Origin of the sequence: Lysinibacillus sp. NPDC093688 (assembly GCF_050280145.1) — a bacterium.
In the GTDB taxonomy this organism is placed as follows: Bacteria; Bacillota; Bacilli; order Bacillales_A; family Planococcaceae; genus Lysinibacillus; species Lysinibacillus xylanilyticus_B.
On sequence record NZ_JBNNUX010000036.1, the window covers coordinates 1 to 22,845 of the forward strand.

General features: G+C 39.4%; 15 protein-coding genes and 1 riboswitch. Of the genes, 3 read left to right on the forward strand and 12 right to left on the reverse strand.

The window, feature by feature from the left end; all coding sequences use genetic code 11:
• Positions 1-498 precede the first annotated feature (498 nt).
• The 9 genes from ACQKN2_RS20580 to hutH form a co-directional block, all read right to left on the reverse strand.
• Positions 499-2,376: an SLC13 family permease gene (locus ACQKN2_RS20580; RefSeq protein WP_427416599.1), complete on the reverse strand. Its 1,878-nt coding sequence runs from the start codon at positions 2,374-2,376 to the stop codon at positions 499-501.
• 374 nt (positions 2,377-2,750) lie between these two features.
• A complete protein-coding gene (gene nadD / locus ACQKN2_RS20585; protein ID WP_427416600.1) occupies positions 2,751-3,365 on the reverse strand; it encodes a nicotinate-nucleotide adenylyltransferase in 615 nt (204 codons plus the stop codon).
• 27 nt (positions 3,366-3,392) lie between these two features.
• The gene (locus ACQKN2_RS20590; protein WP_427416601.1) at positions 3,393-4,862 is read right to left on the reverse strand and encodes a nicotinate phosphoribosyltransferase; all 1,470 of its coding nucleotides are present in this window, start codon (positions 4,860-4,862) and stop codon (positions 3,393-3,395) included.
• A gap of 15 nt (positions 4,863-4,877) precedes the next feature.
• A complete protein-coding gene (locus ACQKN2_RS20595; RefSeq protein ID WP_427416602.1) occupies positions 4,878-5,429 on the reverse strand; it encodes a cysteine hydrolase family protein in 552 nt (183 codons plus the stop codon).
• A gap of 91 nt (positions 5,430-5,520) precedes the next feature.
• Entirely contained in the window at positions 5,521-6,321 is an 801-nt protein-coding gene (locus ACQKN2_RS20600) for an NUDIX domain-containing protein (protein ID WP_427416603.1), read from the reverse strand.
• A 193-nt stretch (positions 6,322-6,514) separates the two neighbouring features.
• Positions 6,515-7,801, reverse strand: a complete 1,287-nt coding sequence (hutI, locus tag ACQKN2_RS20605) for an imidazolonepropionase (protein ID WP_427416604.1) — start codon at positions 7,799-7,801, stop codon at positions 6,515-6,517.
• Positions 7,798-9,468 (reverse strand): urocanate hydratase, encoded by a 1,671-nt coding sequence (hutU, locus tag ACQKN2_RS20610; RefSeq protein ID WP_427416605.1) that lies wholly within the window; start codon positions 9,466-9,468, stop codon positions 7,798-7,800. The genes hutI and hutU overlap by 4 nt, the downstream gene beginning before the upstream one ends.
• 15 nt (positions 9,469-9,483) lie before the next feature.
• A complete protein-coding gene (locus ACQKN2_RS20615; RefSeq protein ID WP_427416606.1) occupies positions 9,484-10,812 on the reverse strand; it encodes a YjiH family protein in 1,329 nt (442 codons plus the stop codon).
• Between the two features lie 92 nt (positions 10,813-10,904).
• Positions 10,905-12,419, reverse strand: a complete 1,515-nt coding sequence (gene hutH, locus ACQKN2_RS20620; RefSeq protein ID WP_427416607.1) for a histidine ammonia-lyase — start codon at positions 12,417-12,419, stop codon at positions 10,905-10,907.
• A gap of 231 nt (positions 12,420-12,650) precedes the next feature.
• Between hutH and ACQKN2_RS20625 the strand changes: the two genes are divergently transcribed.
• Both ACQKN2_RS20625 and ACQKN2_RS20630 read left to right on the forward strand, forming a co-directional pair.
• The gene (locus ACQKN2_RS20625) at positions 12,651-14,096 is read left to right on the forward strand and encodes a helix-turn-helix domain-containing protein (RefSeq protein ID WP_427416608.1); all 1,446 of its coding nucleotides are present in this window, start codon (positions 12,651-12,653) and stop codon (positions 14,094-14,096) included.
• 444 nt (positions 14,097-14,540) lie between these two features.
• Entirely contained in the window at positions 14,541-16,046 is a 1,506-nt protein-coding gene (locus ACQKN2_RS20630; protein ID WP_427416609.1) for a catalase, read from the forward strand.
• A 431-nt stretch (positions 16,047-16,477) separates the two neighbouring features.
• Here the strand turns inward: ACQKN2_RS20630 and thiC are convergent, their stop codons facing one another.
• Positions 16,478-18,256, reverse strand: a complete 1,779-nt coding sequence (gene thiC / locus ACQKN2_RS20635) for a phosphomethylpyrimidine synthase ThiC (protein WP_427416610.1) — start codon at positions 18,254-18,256, stop codon at positions 16,478-16,480.
• A 323-nt stretch (positions 18,257-18,579) separates the two neighbouring features.
• Positions 18,580-18,694, reverse strand: a riboswitch (TPP riboswitch).
• 659 nt (positions 18,695-19,353) lie between these two features.
• Positions 19,354-20,283 carry an AEC family transporter gene (locus ACQKN2_RS20640; RefSeq protein ID WP_427416611.1) on the reverse strand — a complete coding sequence of 310 codons (930 nt, stop codon included), beginning with the start codon at positions 20,281-20,283 and terminating at the stop codon, positions 19,354-19,356.
• A 335-nt stretch (positions 20,284-20,618) separates the two neighbouring features.
• Between ACQKN2_RS20640 and ACQKN2_RS20645 the strand changes: the two genes are divergently transcribed.
• A complete protein-coding gene (locus ACQKN2_RS20645) occupies positions 20,619-22,523 on the forward strand; it encodes an S-layer protein (RefSeq protein ID WP_427416612.1) in 1,905 nt (634 codons plus the stop codon).
• Positions 22,524-22,580: 57 nt separating this feature from the next.
• Here the strand turns inward: ACQKN2_RS20645 and ACQKN2_RS20650 are convergent.
• On the reverse strand, positions 22,581-22,845 hold a 265-nt coding region (locus ACQKN2_RS20650; RefSeq protein ID WP_427416613.1), incomplete at its 5' end, for a hypothetical protein.

Sequence of the window (22,845 nt, forward strand, 5' to 3'; positions counted from 1 at the left end):
CCATAAAAAGAAATTTGATTAGCTCAAATTGTTTTGCTGGCATCATGTTTGATGTCCAAAATTTTGTTTCGTTCACCAACTCAAGGTTAGCTACTGAAAACTTTATTGATTACGTTTTGCTTGTTCAGTTTTCAAGGTTCATGTCGTTACTGTTTTTTCAGCAGCAACTCTTATATAGTATCACGCTTCAAACTCGATGTCAACAACTAATTTATTTAATTTAATTGTTTTTCAGAAGTTATCTTGGCGACTCGTATAATATTACTCTCTTAATTCAAAAAGGTCAACACTTTTTCTAAAAAAAATTAATACTTTTTCATTTCATCGAAAAACTTCCTATTTATATACTAACGAAAAAAATTATCATTAGACGCTTCATCTCAAGTTAATTTAACTTTATATTGGTATCTAAAATAGAATTTTATCATAATCTTCAAAAGGAATTAATAGATTTCAAAAAAAAATCAACAAAAAAACTCGGTATAGAGACCGAGTTTTTTAAAACGGGAAGAAGAACGGAATTGCGAGCATCATGACGATAAACATAACAACTTGTAACGGAATTCCAACCTTCACAAAGTCCATAAATTTGTAGCCACCCGCTGTCATAACAAGTGCATTGGTCGGGGAAGCAATTGGTGTAACAAAGGCCATACTTGCTGCTACAGCAACAGCAATCATAAATGTCGTAGGACTTGCTTCCATCGCTATCGCGGCATTCATAGCAATCGGCGCGAACAATACAGCAGTCGCCGTATTACTAATAAATTGTCCAAAAATAGCTGTTAAAATATATACGCCAACTAGTACTCCATATGATCCATAATCTCCAAGCGCGTTAATAATACCGTCGGATAAAATGACCATACCGCCTGTTTTCTCCAATGCGGTCGCCATCGGAAGCATTGCAGCTACAAGCACAATACTTTCAAAATTCATATTGCTGTATGCATCTTCCATATTACGCAAACAACCTGTTAATATCATCAATACGGCACCAATCATCACGGAAATAACAGCAGGGAAAATTTCAAAAGCCATTAACACAATCATTAAAAGCATAATGACACCAGCAATACCTGCTTTCCCCGTCGCTGCTGCTACACTAGCATGCTCTTTTGGTTGACCAACAACAACGACATCCTGTGTTTCCCTTGCCAGTAATAAAATTTCATCCCATGCACCTTGTACTAAAATGGCATCTCCAAATTTCAATTTATGCATCACCATATCTTGAAGTTTATAGCCACCTCTACGATTAATGCCAATTATATTAAGATTATATTTCTCTCGGAAGCCCAGGGTGCTTACAGTCTTATTAATAAAGCTAGAATTTGGTGTTAATAATACCTCAGCAATACCAAGATGCTTCGATACCAACTCATCAGCCTCACCTTCAGCCAGTTCCTGCATCTCAAGACTATAATCAGAAGTAAAACGACGAATATTCTCTTCCTCACCTTGGACATACAATTCATCTTTGGCATGTATCACACTTGTCGGACCTGCCATTTCCTGATATGTCACCGGTAAAAAATTAATGCCTTCTTGAGATCGTCGATGAATTTTCATCATACAAAGCGTATATTTGGCCGGAAGCTTTAATTCTGCTAATGTTGCGTCAATAATCGACGAATCCTCGGGCACAAACACTTTAAACAAACGATTGTTTAAATCATATTGCTTAATAATTTTCTTCGGAGAAAGTCTATAGTCAGCCTTTGTTTGTGTACGACTCTTTTCATTTGGTAAAAGAATGTTGCGCACAAGTACTAAATAGGTAATACCAACAATCATCCCTACAATACCGATGGGTGTTACTTCAAAAAAACCTAGTTTATTGTAACCACGATCGACCAATAACTGACTAACGATTAGATTTGTCGGTGAAGCAATAAGTGTCATCAGCCCAGAAAGACTTGCAACGTAAGAAAGTGGTAGTAAAAATTTTGACGGGCTTACCTTCATACTAATCGCGATACTAACAACTATTGGCATCATTAAAGCTACAGTACCTGTATTACTCATAAATGCGCCGACAGAACCTACGATAATGAGCAATAACACAAATAATTTCAACTCACTATTACCTGACCACTTTAGTAGTAATTGTCCTGCCATCCCCGCAAGTCCTGTTCGTAAAACTCCTGCACCCACGACAAACAGCCCTGCAATCATTAAAACTACAGAGTTTGAAAAACCAGCTAGTGCTTCTGCGGGTGTTAAAATATCCGTAATAACAAATGCTAGAAGTGACACAATCGCAACGAGATCTGCTCGTACTTTATTAGTCACAAACGCAAAAATTGTCGCTCCTAAAATAAGAAATGTTAATGTAAGTTGCACATCTAAGAATTCCTTTCTAACATTAATCATTGTGTTTTATTGAGGGTGATACGCAAAGCCTTTTGAAATGCCAGCACTTTGCATGTTTCCTATATCACTTAGATTTATTATATCTTACCAAGAACTAAATATGAGAAAGTTCACCATCTTTTCAAAATAAAAGTCTCGTCACATTACGTGAAGTTGATTTCCGTTCCGGCTGGGCACTTTGTTATTACTGTCGCTACGCTTTCGCACAGATAAAACATTGTCGCTGACGCTTCGCTTTCGCGCAGAGCAAAGCTTCCTGGGGACGTCCGATGAGCCGCTTGGGCCAACACGATGTTGGTCACGAGATGATGATCCGAAAAAAATAAGTGCGGTCTTATCCCGCACTCTACTATCATATATTGGCCACACCTAAATTATTTTTGATAAAGATTATGTTCTTTAATATAGTCATAACAAGCGTCAGGGAGTAGGTATCTTGGTTCACCGCCCATTGCAAATTCTTCTCGAATATAGGAAGAGCTAATTTCCATCGCTAACCCCTTGTCAATTAAATGGAATCTCCCATCATCATGATTCCTCAAAATAGGGGAACGACTAATTGTTGATAACATATCAATTCCGTGCCTTGCCATTACTATAAATTTATTCTCAGCTACTAACGCATCTCCCTTTTTCCACAACCCTGCACCAATATCGACTAATAAATCAGCTCCCATAATAAAATGAATTTCATCATTCGGGTGTTGTTCTCTAAAATATTTCATCGTATCATACGTGTAAATATTCCAGCCCTCTTGCTCCATTTCATATGAATCTGCAATAAAACGCTCATCCTTAGCAATAGCTAGCTGCAGCATATTCCATCGATGCGAATTCTTTGTTTTTATCTCCTTGTCTTTTCGTTTATTTGAGCAAGGTAAAAATATCACTTTATCTAATTTGCAACGATGTGCGACTGTGCTTGCGGTCCAAAGGTGAACATTTGTAATTGGATCAAAGGATGATCCGTAAATCCCTATTTTCGCCATTTCCTATCCCTCCATTCCTCTTCTCTATTAGTTTCTCCCATCCATCATCTTCGTGACTTTTCCTTTAATTTCTTTAATTCTTGTCATTTTGTTATCCCAGCACGCTTGACTTAAATCGACCGGATACTCTTCTGGATTCATTGTTCGTTTGTACTCACTCCATAGTAGATGTAAATTTTCTTCTACATATACTTGAATTTCTTGAAGTGTTGGTTCTTTGTAAAGAATAGATCCATTGACTACAATGTCTTGATGTAATTCTTTCGCTGTAAAATTCGTCACAAATTTACTGATATAAGTATGAACAGGGTGAAACATTTTCAAGCGTTTTTCTTCTTGCGGGTTTTCGTAGTCCAATGCAATATAATCTCCTTCCGCATGACCATTGTCTTTATTAATAATTCGATAAATACGCTTGCGTCCTGGAGTCGTTACTTTTTCAGGATTTCCAGAAATTTTGATGGTATCGACCATTTCCCCATTTTCATCTTCAATAGATACTAATTTGCATACACCTCCAAGAGCTGCTTGATCGTAGGCTGTAATAAGCTTAGTTCCGATTCCCCATGTATCAATTTTAGCCCCTTGTGACTTCAAATTTATAATCGTGTATTCATCCAAATCATTAGATGCTATAATTTTCGCTTCAGTGAAGCCAGCTTCATCAAGCATTTCTCTTGCCTTTTTTGACAGATACGCTAAATCTCCACTGTCCAAACGAATTCCTACGAAATTAATTTTATCTCCAAACTCCTTTGCGACCCGAATTGCATTAGGGACACCCGAACGCAACGTATCATACGTATCTACTAAAAAAACACAATCTCTATGCGTACTTGCATACTTTGTAAATGCAGTGTATTCATCACGATATGCCTGTATCATGGCATGTGCATGAGTACCTGAGACAGGGATGCCAAATAATTTTCCGGCTCTTACATTGCTAGTTGCAGAAAATCCACCTATATAAGCTGCACGAGTTCCCCAAATCGCTGCATCAAATTCATGCGCTCGACGAGTACCAAATTCCATCGCCACATCCTTACCAATCACTTGTTTAATGCGCGAAGCCTTCGTTGCAATAAGAGTTTGGTAATTAATGATATTCAATAAAGGTGTCTCCATTAATTGAGCTTCTGCCAATGGGGCTTCAATTCGTAAAATAGGTTCATTTGCAAATACCAATTCACCTTCCTTCATTGCAGAAATAGTGCCTGTAAATTTTAGACTTTGAAGGTATTTAAGAAATTCCTCTGAGTATTTTCCTTCCTCGCGTAAATATTGAATATCGCTATTAGAAAAACCAAAGTTTTTGATAAACTCCATCACCTTTTTTAAGCCTGCAAATATCGCATAGCCATTCCCGAACGGAAGTTGTCGAAAGTACAGTTCAAAAACCGCTGTTTGATTTTGAGTACCATCATTCCAGTAAGTTTCCACCATATTAATTTGATATAAATCCGTGTGCAACATGAAGCTATCGTCTGCATATTTCATGCCCTGTTCCTCCGTTTACATAATAGTAGCTCCGAGCGAATGCTCGAAATGTCCTAACGCCCACTCATGCCCTACTTGATTAAAGGATGCTACTGCATTTTTATGAATTACAATGTTAAATCCTTTATTATAGGCATCTACCGCTGTATGAAGAACGCAAATATCCGTACATACACCTATTAAATGCAGTTCAGTAATGCCTCTTTCGCGCAATTTAATCTCTATATCCGTACCTGCAAAAGCAGAATATCTGGTTTTATCCAAGTAGTAGACATGATCTAACTCTTTATTGTCTTCATATAGTTCTTTTAAAGAGCCATATAGTTCTCTCCCCCTTGTATCTCGAATATTGTGAGGAGGAAAAAGCTTTGTTTCTGGGTGATAGCTATCTTCTTTTTCATGAACATCAATAGCGAAAACTACAAAATCGCCGTTTGATATAAAATCCTTTGTTAATTGTGTATTTACCTCTTCCAATAGTTGCCCCGGTATTCCACAAGTTAGAGCTCCATCTGGTGCTACAAAATCCACTGTATAATCAATATTAATCAATGCACGTTTTGGCATATTTCCATCACTCCTCTTTCTTTTATTAATTAGTAATTAACAAATTACAAATTAGTTTATTGAAAATTAATTAGGAAAGACAAATGCTTTCCTAATGATAAATTGACTCTACGATTTCGAAGTCATTAAAAGAATATAATTGCGACGGTCTAAATGAATTTCTTTTCGTTTTCTTCGGTTTCCCTTCTTCATCTAAAACTTTTTCAATAAAAGGCAGCTTGGGCGCTTTTGTAAAGAACACCGAATCATTTGAAATGCGTGGATCATCTCCCACGGTCAATATAACCCTCTGTAGTTCAGATAACGTAAATTCTTCTAGTAAAAAGTTTTTAGCAACCGTTGTTTGAATCATATCTTTCTTAATAAATTCTAAAGCGTCTGAAATAATGTTCCGATGATCAAAGGCTAATTTGAGTTTGAACACTTCATTTATATCGAATAGTTCTACTTCTGCCGCATCATCATTGGCTTGACGCTGGTCAATGTATACTTCCGGAACGATTGCATAAAAGGCATTTGAAATCATCCAACCTCGAGGATCACGATCTATATTATCGTAGACACCAAAGTGCTTAATGTGTAGACCGTCGACATTCGTTTCCTCCTTCAATTCTCTTTTAGCAGCCATATAGGCGGTTTCCCTTTTTGTCGCATCTACAAATCCACCTGGGAGCGCCCATTTTCCACCTTCAATATTTGGATTTCCTTCATGATCTTTTTCAGCCCGTTTAATCAACATGATTTTAAGCGTCATCATCGGAGGCGCTTTTTCCTCTACTTTTTCGGATGTTATTGTAAAAATTGCGATATCTGATGTATACCCATCAGGTGTTATATATTTAGAAGAATCATAATTCGCAAGAACTTCTTCTTGTGAGCGATATTTTGTCATTTTAAGATAACTCCTTTGATTCAATGTTTTGCAGGAAAAGTAATTTGCAATTCAAGAATTACTATTTAATAACATGATAACTTTTCCAGTTGAAAATTTCAACTGTTTTTATAAAAAAGAGTAAGAAGAAAAGCCTTCCATAAAAAAAAGCATAAATAAAGCATCTCTGCCTTATTTATGCCTTTCGTAATATTTAATTTACTAGTTGATTTTTCAAAAGAGTTCCATCCTGTACGACAACTCGCCCATTCTTAATGACAGTATTCGTATGATTCATGCCATAGAAATATTGTAATTGCTTGTAATTGGCAACATCCAATATAATGACGTCAGCTTGTTTGCCCGCTTCAAGTGAGCCAATTTGATGTCCACGGTTAAGAGCGTATGCTGCATTAACGGTAGTCGCCGTTAACACTTCCTCTAGTGTCATCCCCATATGCATACAAGCTAAATTCATGATAAATGGCAGACTCAACGTTGGAGATGAGCCAGGGTTAAAGTCAGTTGAAATAGCTACTGGTACCCCTTCATCAATCATTAGGCGTCCTCTCGCAAATGGTGCACGTAAGAAGAATGCTGTTCCAGGTAGCAACACGGCAATCGTGCCAGCTTCAGCCATTTTTTGTATACCTTCATCAGAAGCAACTAGCAAGTGCTCCGCCGATATGGCTCCTACTTCCGCAGCAAGCTCCGCTCCCTTATAAGGTTCAATTTCATCTGCATGAATTTTCGGCGTTAACCCCAATGCTTTCCCGGCCTCTAAAATGCGTTGTGATTGCTCTGGCGTAAATACACCTTTTTCACAAAATACATCATTGAATTCCGCAAGGTTTAGCTCAGCTACTTTCGGTAGCATAGTATGAATGACTAGATCCACAAATTCATCCTCACGTCCCTTATAGTCACGCGGCACCGCATGAGCTCCCATAAAGGTACTAACAACATCGATGTCATGTGTAGCTTGCAATTCTTTTGCTACTTCCAGCTGTTTCTTTTCCGTTTCCCAATCCAAACCATAGCCTGATTTTGCTTCAACCGTTGTGACACCATGCTTTAAAAACACATCTAAATGATTCATCGTTTTTTCATATAAATCATCAAAGCTAGTTTCTCGTGTCCGGTTTGTTGTGGCATGAATCCCGCCACCCGCATTCATAATTTCCATGTATGTGGCACCATTGAGTCGCATATTAAACTCCTGCTCACGTGTACCTCCATGAACTAAATGCGTATGACAATCGACGAGACCCGGCATAACAATCTTACCTGTGGCGTCAATAACTTCAGCCACCTTTACAAGTTCAGGGAAGTCCGCTTTTAACTGTGCAATCGGCCCTACCGCAATAATGCTACTTCCCTCCATTAAAACACTACCATTTTCCACTACTGCAACGTCACGCATTTGTTCTTTTGTACGCGGACCTTGTACAGCACTTTTTAACGTGATCACTTCGTTGGCGTTCTTAATTAAAATAGTCACTTAGCATCATCCTTTAACATTGGTATATGCACACCTTTGTTCTTCGCTGTATTAATGGCAATTTCATAGCCTGCATCTGCGTGACGTACAACACCCATTCCTGGATCCGAAATTAACACTCGTGCAATCTTCTCTGCGGCTAGTTCAGAACCATCCGCTACTAGCACTTGGCCAGCATGTTGCGAATAACCCATCCCTACACCCCCACCGTGATGCACACTTACCCAGCTAGCACCACTCGCTGTATTAACAAGTGCATTTAGAATTGGCCAATCTGATACTGCGTCAGAGCCATCAAGCATACCCTCTGTTTCACGATTTGGTGATGCAACTGATCCTGAATCTAGATGATCTCGACCAAAGACAATCGGCCCTGATAGCTCACCATTAGCCACCATTTCATTAACCTTCAATGCAAAACGATGACGATCACCATAGCCTAACCAGCAAATTCGCGCCGGTAACCCTTGCCATTTAACCATTTTTTGCGCCATATCAATCCAATTCACAAGACCTTCATCTTCAGCAAACATTTCTTTAGCAAGTGCATCTGTTTTATAGATGTCCTCAGGGTCACCTGAAAGTGCAGCCCAACGGAATGGCCCTTTCCCCTCACAGAATAAAGGACGAATATACGCTGGAACAAAACCAGGGAAATCAAAGGCATTCGTTACACCCATCTCTTTAGCATAAGCACGAATATTGTTACCGTAATCAAATACCTCTGCACCTGCTTGTTGGAATTCAAGCATTGTACGAACATGCTCAGCCATCGTCTCTTTTGCTCTTTGCTCATACGTTTTCACATCACTTTTACGCAGTTCAAGTGCTTCCTCAAACGTCATACCATTTGGAACATAGCCATTTATCGGATCATGGGCAGATGTTTGGTCTGTCACAAAATCAGGAATAATTCCGCGGTTCAACAATTCACGATTAACATCTGCACAGTTGCCAACAAGACCAATCGACGCAGGTTCTTTTTGGTCACGTAGTTTATTGACTAATTCGATCGCTTCATCTACTGTCTCTACAAGATAATCACAGTAGCCCTCTTTAATTTTACGTTCAATTCGAGCACGATCCACTTCGACTACTAAAATGACAGCGCCAGCCATTTTCCCAGCTAAAGGCTGTGCACCACTCATACCACCCATACCACCCGTAAGGATGAATTTGCCGCGCAAATCTGCTGTGCCAAATACTTTTTTGCCCGCCTCTATAAACGATAAATATGTCCCTTGTAAAATGCCTTGTGCGCCAATATAAATCCAACTACCAGCCGTCATTTGACCGTACATCATTAAATCACGGTCCTCTAACTCATAGAAATGCTCCCAATTTGCCCACGACGGTACTAAATTAGAATTTGCAATTAATACACGTGGTGCATGTTCATGTGTACGGAATACAGCTACAGGTTTTCCTGATTGAATTAGAAGTGTTTCATCATTCTCTAATTCTTTTAATGATGCGATAATTTGCTCATAGCTCTCCCAATTACGCGCCGCTTTACCGATTCCACCATAGACGATAAGCTCATCTGGATTTTCTGCTACTTCAGGATCTAGATTATTCATTAACATACGCATTGCAGCTTCTTGAGTCCACCCCTTACAAGATAATTCATTCCCACGTGGTGCACGAATATTTGTTTTGACTACCATAAAAAACACGCTCCTTTAAAATAGTAAAAATGCTATTGGTGTTACGATGATTAAAGTTAATACGACACGTTCAAACCAAATGATTATAATTTGGCGCAATGTCAATGGAATTTCAGATGATAAAATAAGCGGAATAACAGCTGAAAAGAACAAAACTGCCGATATTGATACGACCGCCACAATAAATTTCGTCACAAGTGTTGCTTGTGTGACAACAAGTGCTGGTAAAAATACTTCTGCTAACGATAATGACAGCGCTTTCGCCGCCAAATATGGCTCTGGAACTTGTAACAAATATGTGAATGGTACAAAAATATACGCAAACCAGTCAAAAATTGGTGTATATGTTGCAAGTACAATTCCTAAAAGTCCAATTGATAGAATCGATGGGATAACTCCCATCGTCATGATGAAGCCATCCTTTAGATTTGCCCATAAAATTTTAGATAAAGGTGGATTTTGCTCAACTGCATCCATCGCTTGACGCCATGCTTCTTTAAAACGGTCCTTCTTAACAATCTTTTCTGGCATCGGCGTCGCGCCCTTGTAATATTCATCCTTCATGGAACGAAGTGGATAAATACGTGCTGTTAACGCAGTGACCACGAATGTTACAACGAGCGACACCCAGAAAAACGCATTCCAATGCTGCATAATATCCAGCGTACTCGCAATCACGACCATGAACGTTGCAGATACAGTCGAAAAACCTGTTGCAATAATCGCGGCTTCCTTTGCTGTGTAGCGACCTTCCATATAAACACGGTTCGTTAAAAGTAATCCAACCGAATAACTGCCGACAAATGAGGCAACAGCATCCACTGCTGAACGTCCCGGTGTTTTAAAAATAGGCTTCATAAACGGCTGTGTTAAAACACCGATATATTCAAGCAATCCATAGCTTACTAGAAGTGCCAAAAACAAAGATCCAATTGGTATTAGTACCCCTACCGGCTTAATAAGCTTCTCCATTAAATACGGACCGATACTTTCATTCGCTAGCCATGCAGGCGCTATATTGAAAATTAATAAAATCCCCGCAACCATACCGCCCACTTTAAAAATGGACAATACAATATTGACTATCGACTTATTCCACTTCTTAGTAAGAAATGGATGAACCGCTCCACCTACAAGCATTATGAGCACATATGCAGTTACTAGCAGTGGTGCTTCGGTGCGAATAAAGTTCACAATGTGATCAATTAAAATTGTATCCTTACCTTGCCATTCAAAAGATATAAAGAAACTGAATATTCCGACTAAACTACATGCAATCATCTTCATAGCGGAGGAGACTCGAAATTGCGAGTCTTGCCTCAGCTCTTGTTGTTGAAACTCCATCCTATCCCCCCATGTAAGTACTACTTCCCAAAGATTCATCCGAACAACTAAAAGATTTTTAGATTTTCTCTAGGAAGTTATCGCCTTAAAACCTACATATACTCATTCAACAGAACATCACTTGTTAATAAATACTCCGAAAGCGCTTCAATTTCATCCCCGATAGGTTGATCCGCTAACAGTGGTGGGCAAAACTCACGCACTTTTTCTAAAAACTTTCGTGTTGTTGGAGATAACTGCTCTTCTGCCTTATCTAAATGAATCGCCTGCGAAGCACAAATCATTTCTATCGCGATGACACGAGCGGCATTGTGTACGATTTGGCGTACTTGGCGAGCAGATGTTGTACCCATGCTCACATGATCCTCCTGGTTACCTGATGTCGGTATAGAATCTACACTTGAAGGATGTGCCAATACTTTGTTTTCAGATACGATAGAAGCTGCTGTATATTGAGCAATCATTAGTCCACATTCAATACCAGGATTTGTCGCTAAAAATGGCGGTAACCCTTCATTAAGATGTGGATTAACCATGCGTTCTGTACGTCGCTCCGAAATATTGGCCCACTCGCTTACACCGACTTTTAAAAAGTCCATTGCTAATGCAATTGGTTGACCGTGGAAATGCCCACCAGACAATACTTCTCCATTTTCTAAAACAATCGGATTATCTGTCGTTGCATTCATTTCAATTTTCACGCGTTCCTCCGCATAGAAAAACGACTGCCATGAAGCACCATGTACTTGCGGAATGCAACGTAATGAATAGGCATCCTGCATGCGGATTTCACCTTGCTTTGTCACACGTTTACTTCCATCAAGCCACTTGCGGATTCGTCCACCAACAAGCTCTAGTTCTGGGTGTGGTCTTACCGCCAAAAGCGCTGGATCAAATGCGGAAGTAATCCCCTTCAGTGCCTCAAGCGTTAAACTCGCTGCCATATCTGCTGCTAGCCCCATACGCTCTGCCTCGTTCACTGTTAAAACGCCGATACCCGTCATTGCTTGTGTACCATTTACAAGCGCTAGCCCTTCCTTAGCTTGTAATCGGACAGGCGTTAGCCCAGCTTGCTGTAACGCCGCACTGCCGCTCATAACCTCTCCATTAAACTCCGCCTTACCTTCACCTACTAGTACTAAAGCCAAATGTGATAACGGCGCTAAATCTCCACTTGCTCCAACTGAACCTTGAGAAGGTACAATCGGATGGATTCCCTTATTAATAAAATCCAATAGTAGCTGCACTGTTTCTAGACGAATTCCTGAAAAACCACGTGCTAAAGCATTGGCACGCAAAACCATCATGGCGCGTACAACATCTGTTGGGAATGGTACACCAACACCTGTCGCATCTGAGCGTAATAAATTCAACTGTAAAAGTTCAATGTCTTCCTCTTCAATCTTTATATTGCTTAGCTTTCCAAAGCCTGTATTCACACCATATATCGTTTGGCCCTCAGCTAAGCGTTTTTCAATTCGCTCCCTACTTAAACGAATACGCTCCACACTGTCTGCAGATAGCGCAACCGTAGCAAGACCGTTTACAATTTCCCCTATCTGTTGTCTTGTTAATGTCTTGCCATCGAGCTCGATAATAGACTTCATAATGCCATCCCCCTGTTTCCTTTATAACTATGTAAAAATGTTTTTAATCCATTTCGCTATCGCTACTAAAGATAAATAACAATTACTCTATCTACATTGTACTAACTACCTTTTTCAGAAAATAGGGAATTTTAAAAGAGAATACATGATTTATTTCAGATTTTTTGTTATTTTAACAATATAATCGTATTTTTTTACGAAACTAGATAATTTTAAGGTGGGTTTGTACGTATGAAATTGTTATTAATTGATAGAGACTCCGCTGATCTTTCAGGTATTCGTTGGTTTTTACATACATATTTCCCCGGGGATGTAACCATTGAAATAAGTACAACTATTAATGAGGCACTTCAAAGTATCCAGCAATTCGAACCTGAAGTGATACTACTGAATATTGACCTATTCTCGAATAATCGTTTAACTGCGCTTTATCGTGTTTTACAAAAACATCCAGGAACTATTTTAGCTATGACAACAGAGCCATTATTTAGAAACGCATTAAGGGCAATCGATTTACAGGTCGCACATCTCTTCGTTAAACCAATTGATTTAGAAGTATTAAAGCAAAAGCTCACTGCTATTTCCCTTCGAACACCCAAGGCAGAAACAGTGTATCAAGAAGCTACAGATGAATCTTTTTACGATCAACTATTTTTAGATAGCAAAACTAGTACTCTAGAGACAAATATACATTTCACCATGATTGAGCCTGAGCATCCCGAAATGTTTAACAAACTATACAACTGGCTTCAGCAAACTCCTATTTATTCTAGTATGAGGATTTATCCTTTATCAGAGAGAATGGTTTGCTTATTCCAAACAAATGATTTAGAGAAAGATGTTCGTTCATTAATCAAGGAATGGCGATTGACAAGTAATAGCTCTTTAAATATCGGCATTTACGATGGGGATCCTACAACTATGAAGAATATGTATACCTTAACGAAGCGTGCACTTCGTCAAAGTTTTTACGAAGGCTATGGGCATATTTTTTATACGAGTAAACAGCTGAAGACGCAGCCCTTCGATCCTTTACTAACACCCGAAGAGCAACAATTATTGATAAGTAGTTTAGAGGACGGGAATATCGAGGCTGTCAAAGCCTTTTTATATCGACTATCTAATGAAGGAATTTATTACGAGCAGGATGACTTACGTATTCATCTAACAAGTGTCTTAGCGCAAATCCGACGTTTTATGCTGAAGTATAAATTACATGAAAAAGCTGCAATTGAGCAAAATTATCGTCAGCTTTTTCATTTAATTATTGAACATCCTATATTTTATACGATTCAAAATGGCATCATATCATTTACACAAAAACTGATTGAATTGGCCCGTGAGGCACGAATGGAGAAACGGGCTGACTATGTAGAACTGGCCATAGAAATTATCGACCAACAATTTCAGGATAGCGGGTTATCTTTACCTTACGTTGCCCATAAATTAGGGATTAGTCCCAATTATTTAAGTACGATTTTTTCAAAGAAGCAAGGCTTGCCACTTAAACGCTACCTGCAGCAGGTCCGAATTCATAATGCTACAAAAATGCTAGTAGAAACTGATTTTGCTATTAGTGAAATCGCCTATTTAAATGGTTTCGAAGATTCGAATTACTTTATTAAAATTTTTAAACAGCACATCGGCATTACGCCTAATCGTTATCGTAAAACTTAAGAAGGCTCTTCATCGTAACGTGGAGTGGAATTGATTTACGTTACGACTGAGCGCTTTGAGCGAAAGTGTAGAGGGATAAAGGCGTTATCACAGAACGCGGTGGCTTTAACCCTTCTTTGTTCATTAGCCCTAAAAGGCCCTTTTTTCAATTATCATATTTCATTTTCAATAAATAAAAGAATTTACTTTAAAGCCTTTTAATTTCGAGCTATCCCTTCTTTATAGCTCATTTTCAATAATTCTCGAAAAACATTTCAATAAACTAGTTTTGTTGTAAAAATCATTCATAAGCACTTTCAATCTAGCATATATTTATAGTTTATATCTTAATATAAATATTCTTTAACAATAATGATTATAATTTACTAGCAATTCTAGTTTGCATTTGTTATAGTTATTGATGAAGAGTTTGACTCACAATTTTTCTTTAGGAGGTAAACTAATATGACAAACAAAAATGATCGTAGCCGTCGTTTTACAACAGCAGGTGGCGCTCCAGTAGTAAGCAACCATGATTCAATGTCAGCAGGTCCTCGTGGCCCTCTACTTCTTCAGGATGTATGGTTAGTTGAAAAATTAGCGAACTTCAACCGTGAAGTTATTCCTGAACGTCGTATGCACGCTAAAGGTTCAGGTGCATTTGGTACTTTCACTGTAACGCATGATATTACTCAATATACAAAAGCAAAAATTTTCTCAGAAGTTGGGAAAAAGACAGACATGTTTGCACGCTTCTCAACAGTTGCAGGTGAGCGTGGTGCAGCGGATGCTGAGCGCGATATTCGTGGCTTTGCACTTAAGTTCTATACCGAAGAAGGTAACTGGGATTTAGTTGGTAACAACACACCTGTATTCTTCTTCCGTGATCCTTTACACTTCACAGATTTAAACCACGTGGTAAAACGTGACCCACGTACAAATATGAAAAACGCTAATTCAAACTGGGATTTCTGGACTTCATTACCAGAAGCACTTCACCAAGTAACAATCGTAATGTCTGACCGTGGTATTCCATCTGGATACCGCAACATGCACGGTTTCGGTTCTCACACTTATAGCTTTATTAATGAAGAAAATGAGCGCGTATGGGTTAAATTCCACTTCAGTACAGAGCAAGGGATTAAAAACCTAACTGGTGCTGAGGCTGCAGAAATAATCAGTAACGACCGCGAATCTTCACAGCGCGATCTATATGGGGCAATTGAAGATGGCGATTTCCCTAAATGGAAAATGTCTATTCAAGTAATGACAGAAGAACAAGCTCGCGAATTACCATATAACCCATTTGATTTAACAAAAGTATGGTATAAAAAAGACTTCCCATTAATTCCTGTGGGTGAATTTGAGTTAAACAAAAACTCGGACAACTACTTTGCTGAAGTTGAGCAAGCTGCATTTGCACCATCTAACATTATCCCTGGCATCAGCTTCTCGCCAGACAAAATGTTACAAGCTCGTATCTTTGCGTATGCAGATGCACAACGCTACCGTTTAGGTGTAAACCACTACATGCTTCCTGTAAACGCACCAAAATGTCCATTCCGTTCATTCCACCGCGATGGTGCTATGCGTTTCGATGGCAACCTTGGTTCTACTTTGGGCTATGAACCAAATAGCTACGGCGAATGGGAGCATAACTTAGACTATAAAGAGCCTGAATTACGTATTGACGGTCATGCAGGTATCCATGACTTCCGTGAAGATGACAACAACTACTTCGAGCAGCCAGGTAAATTATTCAACCTAATGACTGCTGAAGAGCAACAACGCCTATTTGAAAATACTGCTAATGATATGGCATCAGTTGAAGAGTTCATCAAACGTCGTCATATCCTTCACTGCTATTTAGCTGACCCAGCATATGGTGAAGGTGTAGCAAAAGCTATGGGTCTTTCATTAGAAAGTATGGATCTTTCAAATCCATACGTGAAACAACCAACTAACGTTTAACATTTCAGCAAGGCAAATTGATTTTTTTCTACTATTATTGATATCCAAATCCAACTTTTTACTCCATGTGAAGGGCAACTTCACATGGAGTTTTTTTATCTTAATTACAAAACGAGGGCTCATCACCATAATGAGTGGTTAATTTCCGTTCCGACTGGGCGCTTTCCTGGGGGCGTCCGATGAGCCGCTTGGGCCAACACGATGTTGGTCACGAAGGCGTTATCACAGGATTTGATGCTTTTAGCCTTCGTTCCCCTATCTGCTCGCTCCAGGGTCTCATCTGTGACGCTGATCCCCAAGGAGTCGCCCAGCCTCCACTCCAATCAACCTATATACATGCATAGGTTTTAACAAATGTCATTCACCACTTTTGGTGATGAATCAAAATAAGACTTGCGCCTAATTTGATAGACACAAGCCCGCTCTAATAATTATTGATAAATTTGACTGCCTGCCTTTTTAAATTCCTTCGCCTTTTCCTGCATACCTTTGTGGATTGCTTCAGTCGTATTTAAGTCTTTTTCTTTTGCATAAGTACGAATATCCTGTGAGATTTTCATACTACAAAACTTAGGTCCACACATTGAACAGAAGTGCGCAGTTTTTGCTCCTTCTGCTGGCAATGTTTCATCATGATATTCGACTGCACGCTCTGGATCTAGCGATAGGTTGAATTGATCGCGCCAGCGGAATTCAAAGCGTGCCTTAGATAGTGCATCATCACGTTGCTGTGCCCCCGGATGCCCTTTCGCTAAATCAGCAGCATGTGCAGCAATTTTATACGTAATAACCCCTACACGAACATCATCACGATTTGGTAAGCCAAGATGCTCTTTAGGCGTCACATAACATAGCATTGCCGTACCATACCAACCTATCATCGCAGCACCAATGGCTGATGTAATATGGTCATAGCCCGGAGCAATATCTGTCGTTAGCGGCCCTAAAGTATAGAAAGGAGCTTCCTTACACACCTCTAACTGCTTGTCCATATTTTCTTTAATAAGATGCATCGGCACATGCCCTGGTCCTTCTACCATCACTTGTACATCATGCTCCCAGGCAATTTGTGTTAATTCCCCTAGCGTTTCCAGCTCCACAAACTGAGCCTCATCATTTGCATCGGCTATAGAACCAGGACGTAAACCATCACCTAAAGAGAAAGCAACATCATAGGCTTTCATAATTTCACAGATTTCTTCAAAATGTGTATATAAGAAGCTCTCTTGATGGTGATATAAACACCACTGCGCCATAATCGAGCCTCCTCGAGACACTATGCCGGTTACACGATTAGCCGTTAATGGCACATAACGTAGCAATACCCCTGCATGAATCGTGAAGTAATCAACACCTTGCTCTGCTTGTTCGATTAACGTATCACGATACACTTCCCACGTTAAATCCTCTGCCACACCATTTACTTTTTCTAGCGCTTGATAAATCGGCACCGTCCCTACTGGCACTGCGGCATTACGGATAATCCATTCACGTGTCGTATGAATATGCTTACCCGTAGATAAATCCATAATGTTATCAGCACCCCAGCGTGTAGCCCACGTCATTTTTTCTACCTCTTCTGCGATAGAAGATGACACCGCTGAATTCCCAATATTGGCGTTAATTTTCACGTGGAAGTTGCGTCCAATAATCATTGGCTCTGCCTCAGGGTGATTAATATTAGATGGTAAAATTGCACGTCCCGCCGCGATCTCTGAGCGTACGAACTCAGGATCCATATTTTCGCGAATCGCTACAAATTCCATTTCTGGAGTAATAATTCCCTTTCGTGCGTAGTGAAGCTGTGTTACATTTCCACCTTTCTTCGCACGCAAAGGCTTTCTAGATAAATCAGGAAATACATTTTCTTTTATTCGTGGATCTTCAGAATTGCGAAACCCATTATCTTCTGGCTTGATCGTACGACCTTCATATTCTTCAACGTCACCTCGTTCTCTGATCCACGCACTACGTAAAGCTGGCAATCCTTTCGTAATATCCACCTTATGCGCAGGATCAGTGTACGGGCCACTCGTATCATAAACACGCACTGGCGCATTTTTCTCTTCACCAAAGCTTCCTGTCGTCGGACTTAAAGAAATTTCACGCATTGGTACTAAAATATCTGCTCGAGATCCTTCTACGTAAACCTTTTTACTTCCTTCAAAACTTGACATAATCGTAATGTTCTTATCGCTAACTGTTGTCATAAACTACTTCGCTCCCTTTTATATTTATATAAGGACCGAATCTAGCTCACCCACAAAAATCAATTTCGCCTTGGCGTAATTGCGTCCGGATTTTGAATTGTGCCCGCACAATTCATTCCTTTTAAAATCCGTGACATCCGCCGGAGGCTTGTCTTCATTCAGCAGGCGTTTGGGCACCCACTTGATAGGAAGCTTAACCGCATACATCTCATCACCTGCAAAGATAGGAGTCTTCCGCTGAATGAAGACAAAAAGCCGAATCCAAAAAAAATTTTGGATCCGGCTAAGAATGTAAAGGTATAGTTATTGCAAATAACATAGTGTGCAATAATGGTTAACTTTCCCACGCTGGTATGAGCCAGATCAGGTCCAAAGGGTCAAGAAACCTCTATGCGTTTCCCTCTCAGCCTGACTCATCAGACTCCCCTAGTTAATACTATTAAGTTTGATGCTAGTGTAGCAGATATTGCTAATAGATGGAAGCTTCATTTGATTATTTTTGGCTTTTCATCAAAAGTTGGCGACAGCCATTGATCAATTATGCCTCGGCATAATTGCGTCTGGATTCGGCTTTGTGCCTAGGCCTGCAGATGTTTTTTGTGCGAAAGCGAAGCGTCAGCAATAACATGATGCAGGTCAATTAGCTGTTATCGCATGGATATGATGATTTTAGGCTAACATCCTATATTAATCCCTTATCGATTCCGTGTTCCACTGATGCTTGGACACTACTGAGATGGGAGACTTCTACTGAAAGAAGTTTAAACGTAAGCCATGAATTTTAGTTGATTGGAGTGAAGGCCGGGTGACTCCTCGGGGATTAGCGATAGAGGAACGAAGGCGTTATCACATCCTGTGATAACGCCTTCGTGACCAACATCGTGTTGGCCTAAGCGGCTCATCGGACGCCCCTAGGAAGCTCTGCTCTGTGCGAAAGCGAAGCGTCAGCAATTGTTTTATCTGTGCGAAAGCGTAGCGACAGCAACAACAAAGCGCCCAGCCGGAACGGAAATCAACCACACGTTTTGGTAATTAACTTATATAAGTCCCTACAAGGAGGGCTGCAATCCTATCTTTGATTCAGAAGAGCATTTAGGTTAGGTAAACAACAACTCCGCTACATAAATTACAATCGTCACTGTAATACAGCTCACAATCGTTGAAAATAAAACTGTTTGTGCAGCAGTTGCCGATTCTACGTCATATTCTAATGCTAGACTAGAGCTATTTCGCGAAGTCGGGAATGAACTAGCTATAAAAAGTGATTGTGCCACGACACCATCAAGACCAAGCGCAAAAATGATAAGCAATGCTACGGCTGGCCCTATGATTAATCGTGTAAAACAGCTAATGTATACCATCTTATTGAACATGGATTTAATTTCAAGCTGTGATAGTTGTGCCCCTAAAGTTATTAATGCTACAGCGATAAAGCCACCTGCCACATGGTCTATCGGAATTTTTACGAACTGCGGAATAGGGATATTAAAATAGTTCATAGTAACGCCGATAATAAGTGCATGAATAATAGGCATTTTGAGGAAGTCCTTCAAAATCGACATGCCTGATTTTGTTGAAGAAATTAAATTGTACAAGCCGTAAGTATAGGTCGTCATATTTTGAAATATGACGAGAATGACTTGAATCGCTACCCCAATCGGCTGGGTCACGAAAATCATTTGTGCAACTGGAATACCATAGTTGCCTGAATTAATTAGGACAACGCTATTTTTAAACACCGCAGCCTCTGTTTTTACTAAACCGAGCCCCTTTGCTAGAAAGTGACTAAGCACCATTTGGCTTCCGATAAAGAGCAGAATAAATAATGCCACTTCCCCTAGCACAGACAGCTCTATACTTGTTTCGTATAAATTCACAAAAACAGCTGCTGGCATAAAGCAATATGTAATAAGTTGAGATAACGCCTTTAAATTAAAACGAAATTTCCTTTGTAAAACTGCGCCAAGTACTAGAAGCACTAAAATCGGAGCTACAATTTGAAAAAAAATCATGCCGAGATACATCATAGCGTGTCCCCCTTTCCTCTCCTATAGTAGTGCTGTTTGTATACTCGGTCAATGCACTTCATCGTTTATTCATCCCTCATAACAAGGCCATTTTCTGAACATAACGAAACTCATCTAGTATTTTTCATCATGTTAAAACAATGACAAATGGCTCTTTTGGTTGGAAGGATGATTTATTTATTGAGATAATAAACAATTCAATCTTAAAACAAACGATACAGAAAAAGGGGCTATCACTTTATTTAAATTAATATAGTAAAATGACCCAATCGCGCACTAAATTGAAGAAATGTATGATATATTATCCATTAAATACAATGATTAGGGTGACAAAAATGAAGAATAAAATATTTTCTACTTTTATGGCTACTGCTATTACAGCAACCTTAGTAGTGCCTACGTCAACTGCAAATGCCACATCTAATGATTCATCGTTAAACCACTCAATTCACATTGATGGGCAGGTAGCTGCAGCCAAAACAAAAGGGCAAAGTGTGACCATTACCAACATTACTAAAGATAAATTACTTACATCCAATGGCCAATTTAAAATTAGTCAGTCATTGAAGCCCCTCTTAAACACATCTAATAATGCTGCATTGGCGAATGCTGAAGCTACTATAGTCGTAAAGAACGGTGAAATTACTAGTATTTCATCACTAACACTAACTAAAGCTGGAACAAAAAATAAAGCGGTAGATTTTGATGGCGGTGACGCGCAAATTGCTGGAAGTCTAACTGTAAATGCGGATTATGTAAAAGTTCAAAATGTCACTATTGAAGATGAGCTTATTGTAACGAATCGTGTGAAGAAGGCCATTACATTTGATGACGTTACTATTGGGGATACAATTACTTTTAGACCTTTATTGACTAGAAATAGTAATTGGTTAAATGTTTCTCTAAAAAATATGCAATCTCCAAACATTAACTTAAAGCGCACTAAAGTAAGTGTGACTTCTGACAAAACTATTTCGAAAGTCGAGGTAATTGGTAAAGTTACTGCATTTGAAGTAACGGCCAATGTTGATAAACTGATTATCGATGTTGAGAAAGATTTCAGCCTTTACGGAAAAGGTAAAATTGAGCAAGTAGTTGTCAAACATGGGGCAAAGGTGGCATTAAATTCAGGGCATCTAATTAATAAAGTGCAGGTGGATGATAAAAAAGCCTCTGTGTCATTACCTGTTTTAAATAAAACGGAGCTAAGCAATTTAGTAGCTTCACCTCCGTATGTTGCAGTATCTGTTAATGGATATGACGTTTTAACAAGCGAGAAATGGACAACGCAGGCTGAACGTACAGCATTCGAATCTGCCGTAAGCAGCGCAAGAGCAGTAGTGAATAATTCTTACGCCTCACAGGAACAAGTAAACAATGCTATTACACAGTACAAAAAAGCATTAAGCGCTTATCAAGCTGTGCAAAAAAGCGGAACAAAATATGTCTATGGTGATAAGTCTTCACTACAATCGATTATCTATTCTGTTCAGTATGTAACGGTTTCTTGGAACAATGGTAATGATGTAGCATCATATGTACCTTGGACGACTCAAAGCGAGAAGGATGCTCTAACCTCTGCCGTTTCATCTGCTCAGTATGTTGTAAATAATAACTATGCAACACAGTCTGATATCATAAACGCTATTAACAATTTAAACTACGCTATTACAGTTTATAAGAACGCGCATAAATATGGTACGTATCAATCGAATGCCGATCGATCTGCCCTTTTTTCACTTATTAACTCTGTTCAGTATGTAACCGTTTCTGTGAACGGCTCTGAATTATCCTCCAATGTCATTTGGACGACGCAAAGTGAAAAAGATGCTCTAGTTTCTGCCGTTTCATACGCACAAGGTATTGCAAATAATAGCTCCTCGTCTCAGTCAGATATTTCGTCTGCATATTATTATTTAAATAATGCCATTTCAACATATAGGAGTAATTATAAGTCTGGTACGAATTATTGGCATTACGTTGATAAATCTTGGCTAGCATCGCTCATTAACTCTGTTCAGTATGTAAAAGTTTCTGAGAATGGAGATGGCTCTGATATCCCCTATTACGAACTATGGACAACAGAAAGAGAAAAACGCAGTCTAGAAAAAGCAGTTCAACACGCTCAATCCATTGTTAATAACGTCTATGCTTCTTCGTACGACGTGACAGATGCTATTAACAAATTAAACAAGGCCATCGACATCTATAAAGATGCTCAACGTTCAGGTAAACAATAAAAATTGAAAAGGACTCGGCTTTGCGCCGAGTCCTTTTCAATCTCAACAAAAAATAAATTATGCGTCCAGAATCGTGGTATCGGCTTCGATAACACTGGTTCTATCCGTCACTTTGAAGGTTATATCCATCACTTTGACGAGGCTATCCACGACTTTGGCTCTTCTATCCACGATTTTGACGGTGCTATCCACGCATTCGACGGTTCTATCCGTCGCTTTGACGAGGCTATCCACGACTTTGGCTCTTCTATCCACGATTTTGACGGTGCTATCCACGTATTTGACGATGCTATCCATCACTTTGACGAGGCTATCCACGACA

Bases quoted from the DNA above. Each gene is read 5' to 3' on its own strand.
- nadD (WP_427416600.1), bottom strand. From the start codon at position 3,365: ATGGCGAAAATAGGGATTTACGGATCATCCTTTGATCCAATTACAAAT.
- ACQKN2_RS20590 (WP_427416601.1), bottom strand. From the start codon at position 4,862: ATGAAATATGCAGACGATAGCTTCATGTTGCACACGGATTTATATCAA.
- ACQKN2_RS20600 (WP_427416603.1), bottom strand. From the start codon at position 6,321: ATGACAAAATATCGCTCACAAGAAGAAGTTCTTGCGAATTATGATTCT.
- ACQKN2_RS20595 (WP_427416602.1), bottom strand. From the start codon at position 5,429: ATGCCAAAACGTGCATTGATTAATATTGATTATACAGTGGATTTTGTA.
- ACQKN2_RS20640 (WP_427416611.1), bottom strand. From the start codon at position 20,283: ATGATGTATCTCGGCATGATTTTTTTTCAAATTGTAGCTCCGATTTTA.
- ACQKN2_RS20580 (WP_427416599.1), bottom strand. From the start codon at position 2,376: ATGATTAATGTTAGAAAGGAATTCTTAGATGTGCAACTTACATTAACA.
- hutU (WP_427416605.1), bottom strand. From the start codon at position 9,468: ATGGTAGTCAAAACAAATATTCGTGCACCACGTGGGAATGAATTATCT.
- ACQKN2_RS20630 (WP_427416609.1), top strand. From the start codon at position 14,541: ATGACAAACAAAAATGATCGTAGCCGTCGTTTTACAACAGCAGGTGGC.
- hutH (WP_427416607.1), bottom strand. From the start codon at position 12,419: ATGAAGTCTATTATCGAGCTCGATGGCAAGACATTAACAAGACAACAG.
- ACQKN2_RS20615 (WP_427416606.1), bottom strand. From the start codon at position 10,812: ATGGAGTTTCAACAACAAGAGCTGAGGCAAGACTCGCAATTTCGAGTC.
- thiC (WP_427416610.1), bottom strand. From the start codon at position 18,256: ATGACAACAGTTAGCGATAAGAACATTACGATTATGTCAAGTTTTGAA.
- ACQKN2_RS20645 (WP_427416612.1), top strand. From the start codon at position 20,619: ATGAAGAATAAAATATTTTCTACTTTTATGGCTACTGCTATTACAGCA.
- ACQKN2_RS20625 (WP_427416608.1), top strand. From the start codon at position 12,651: ATGAAATTGTTATTAATTGATAGAGACTCCGCTGATCTTTCAGGTATT.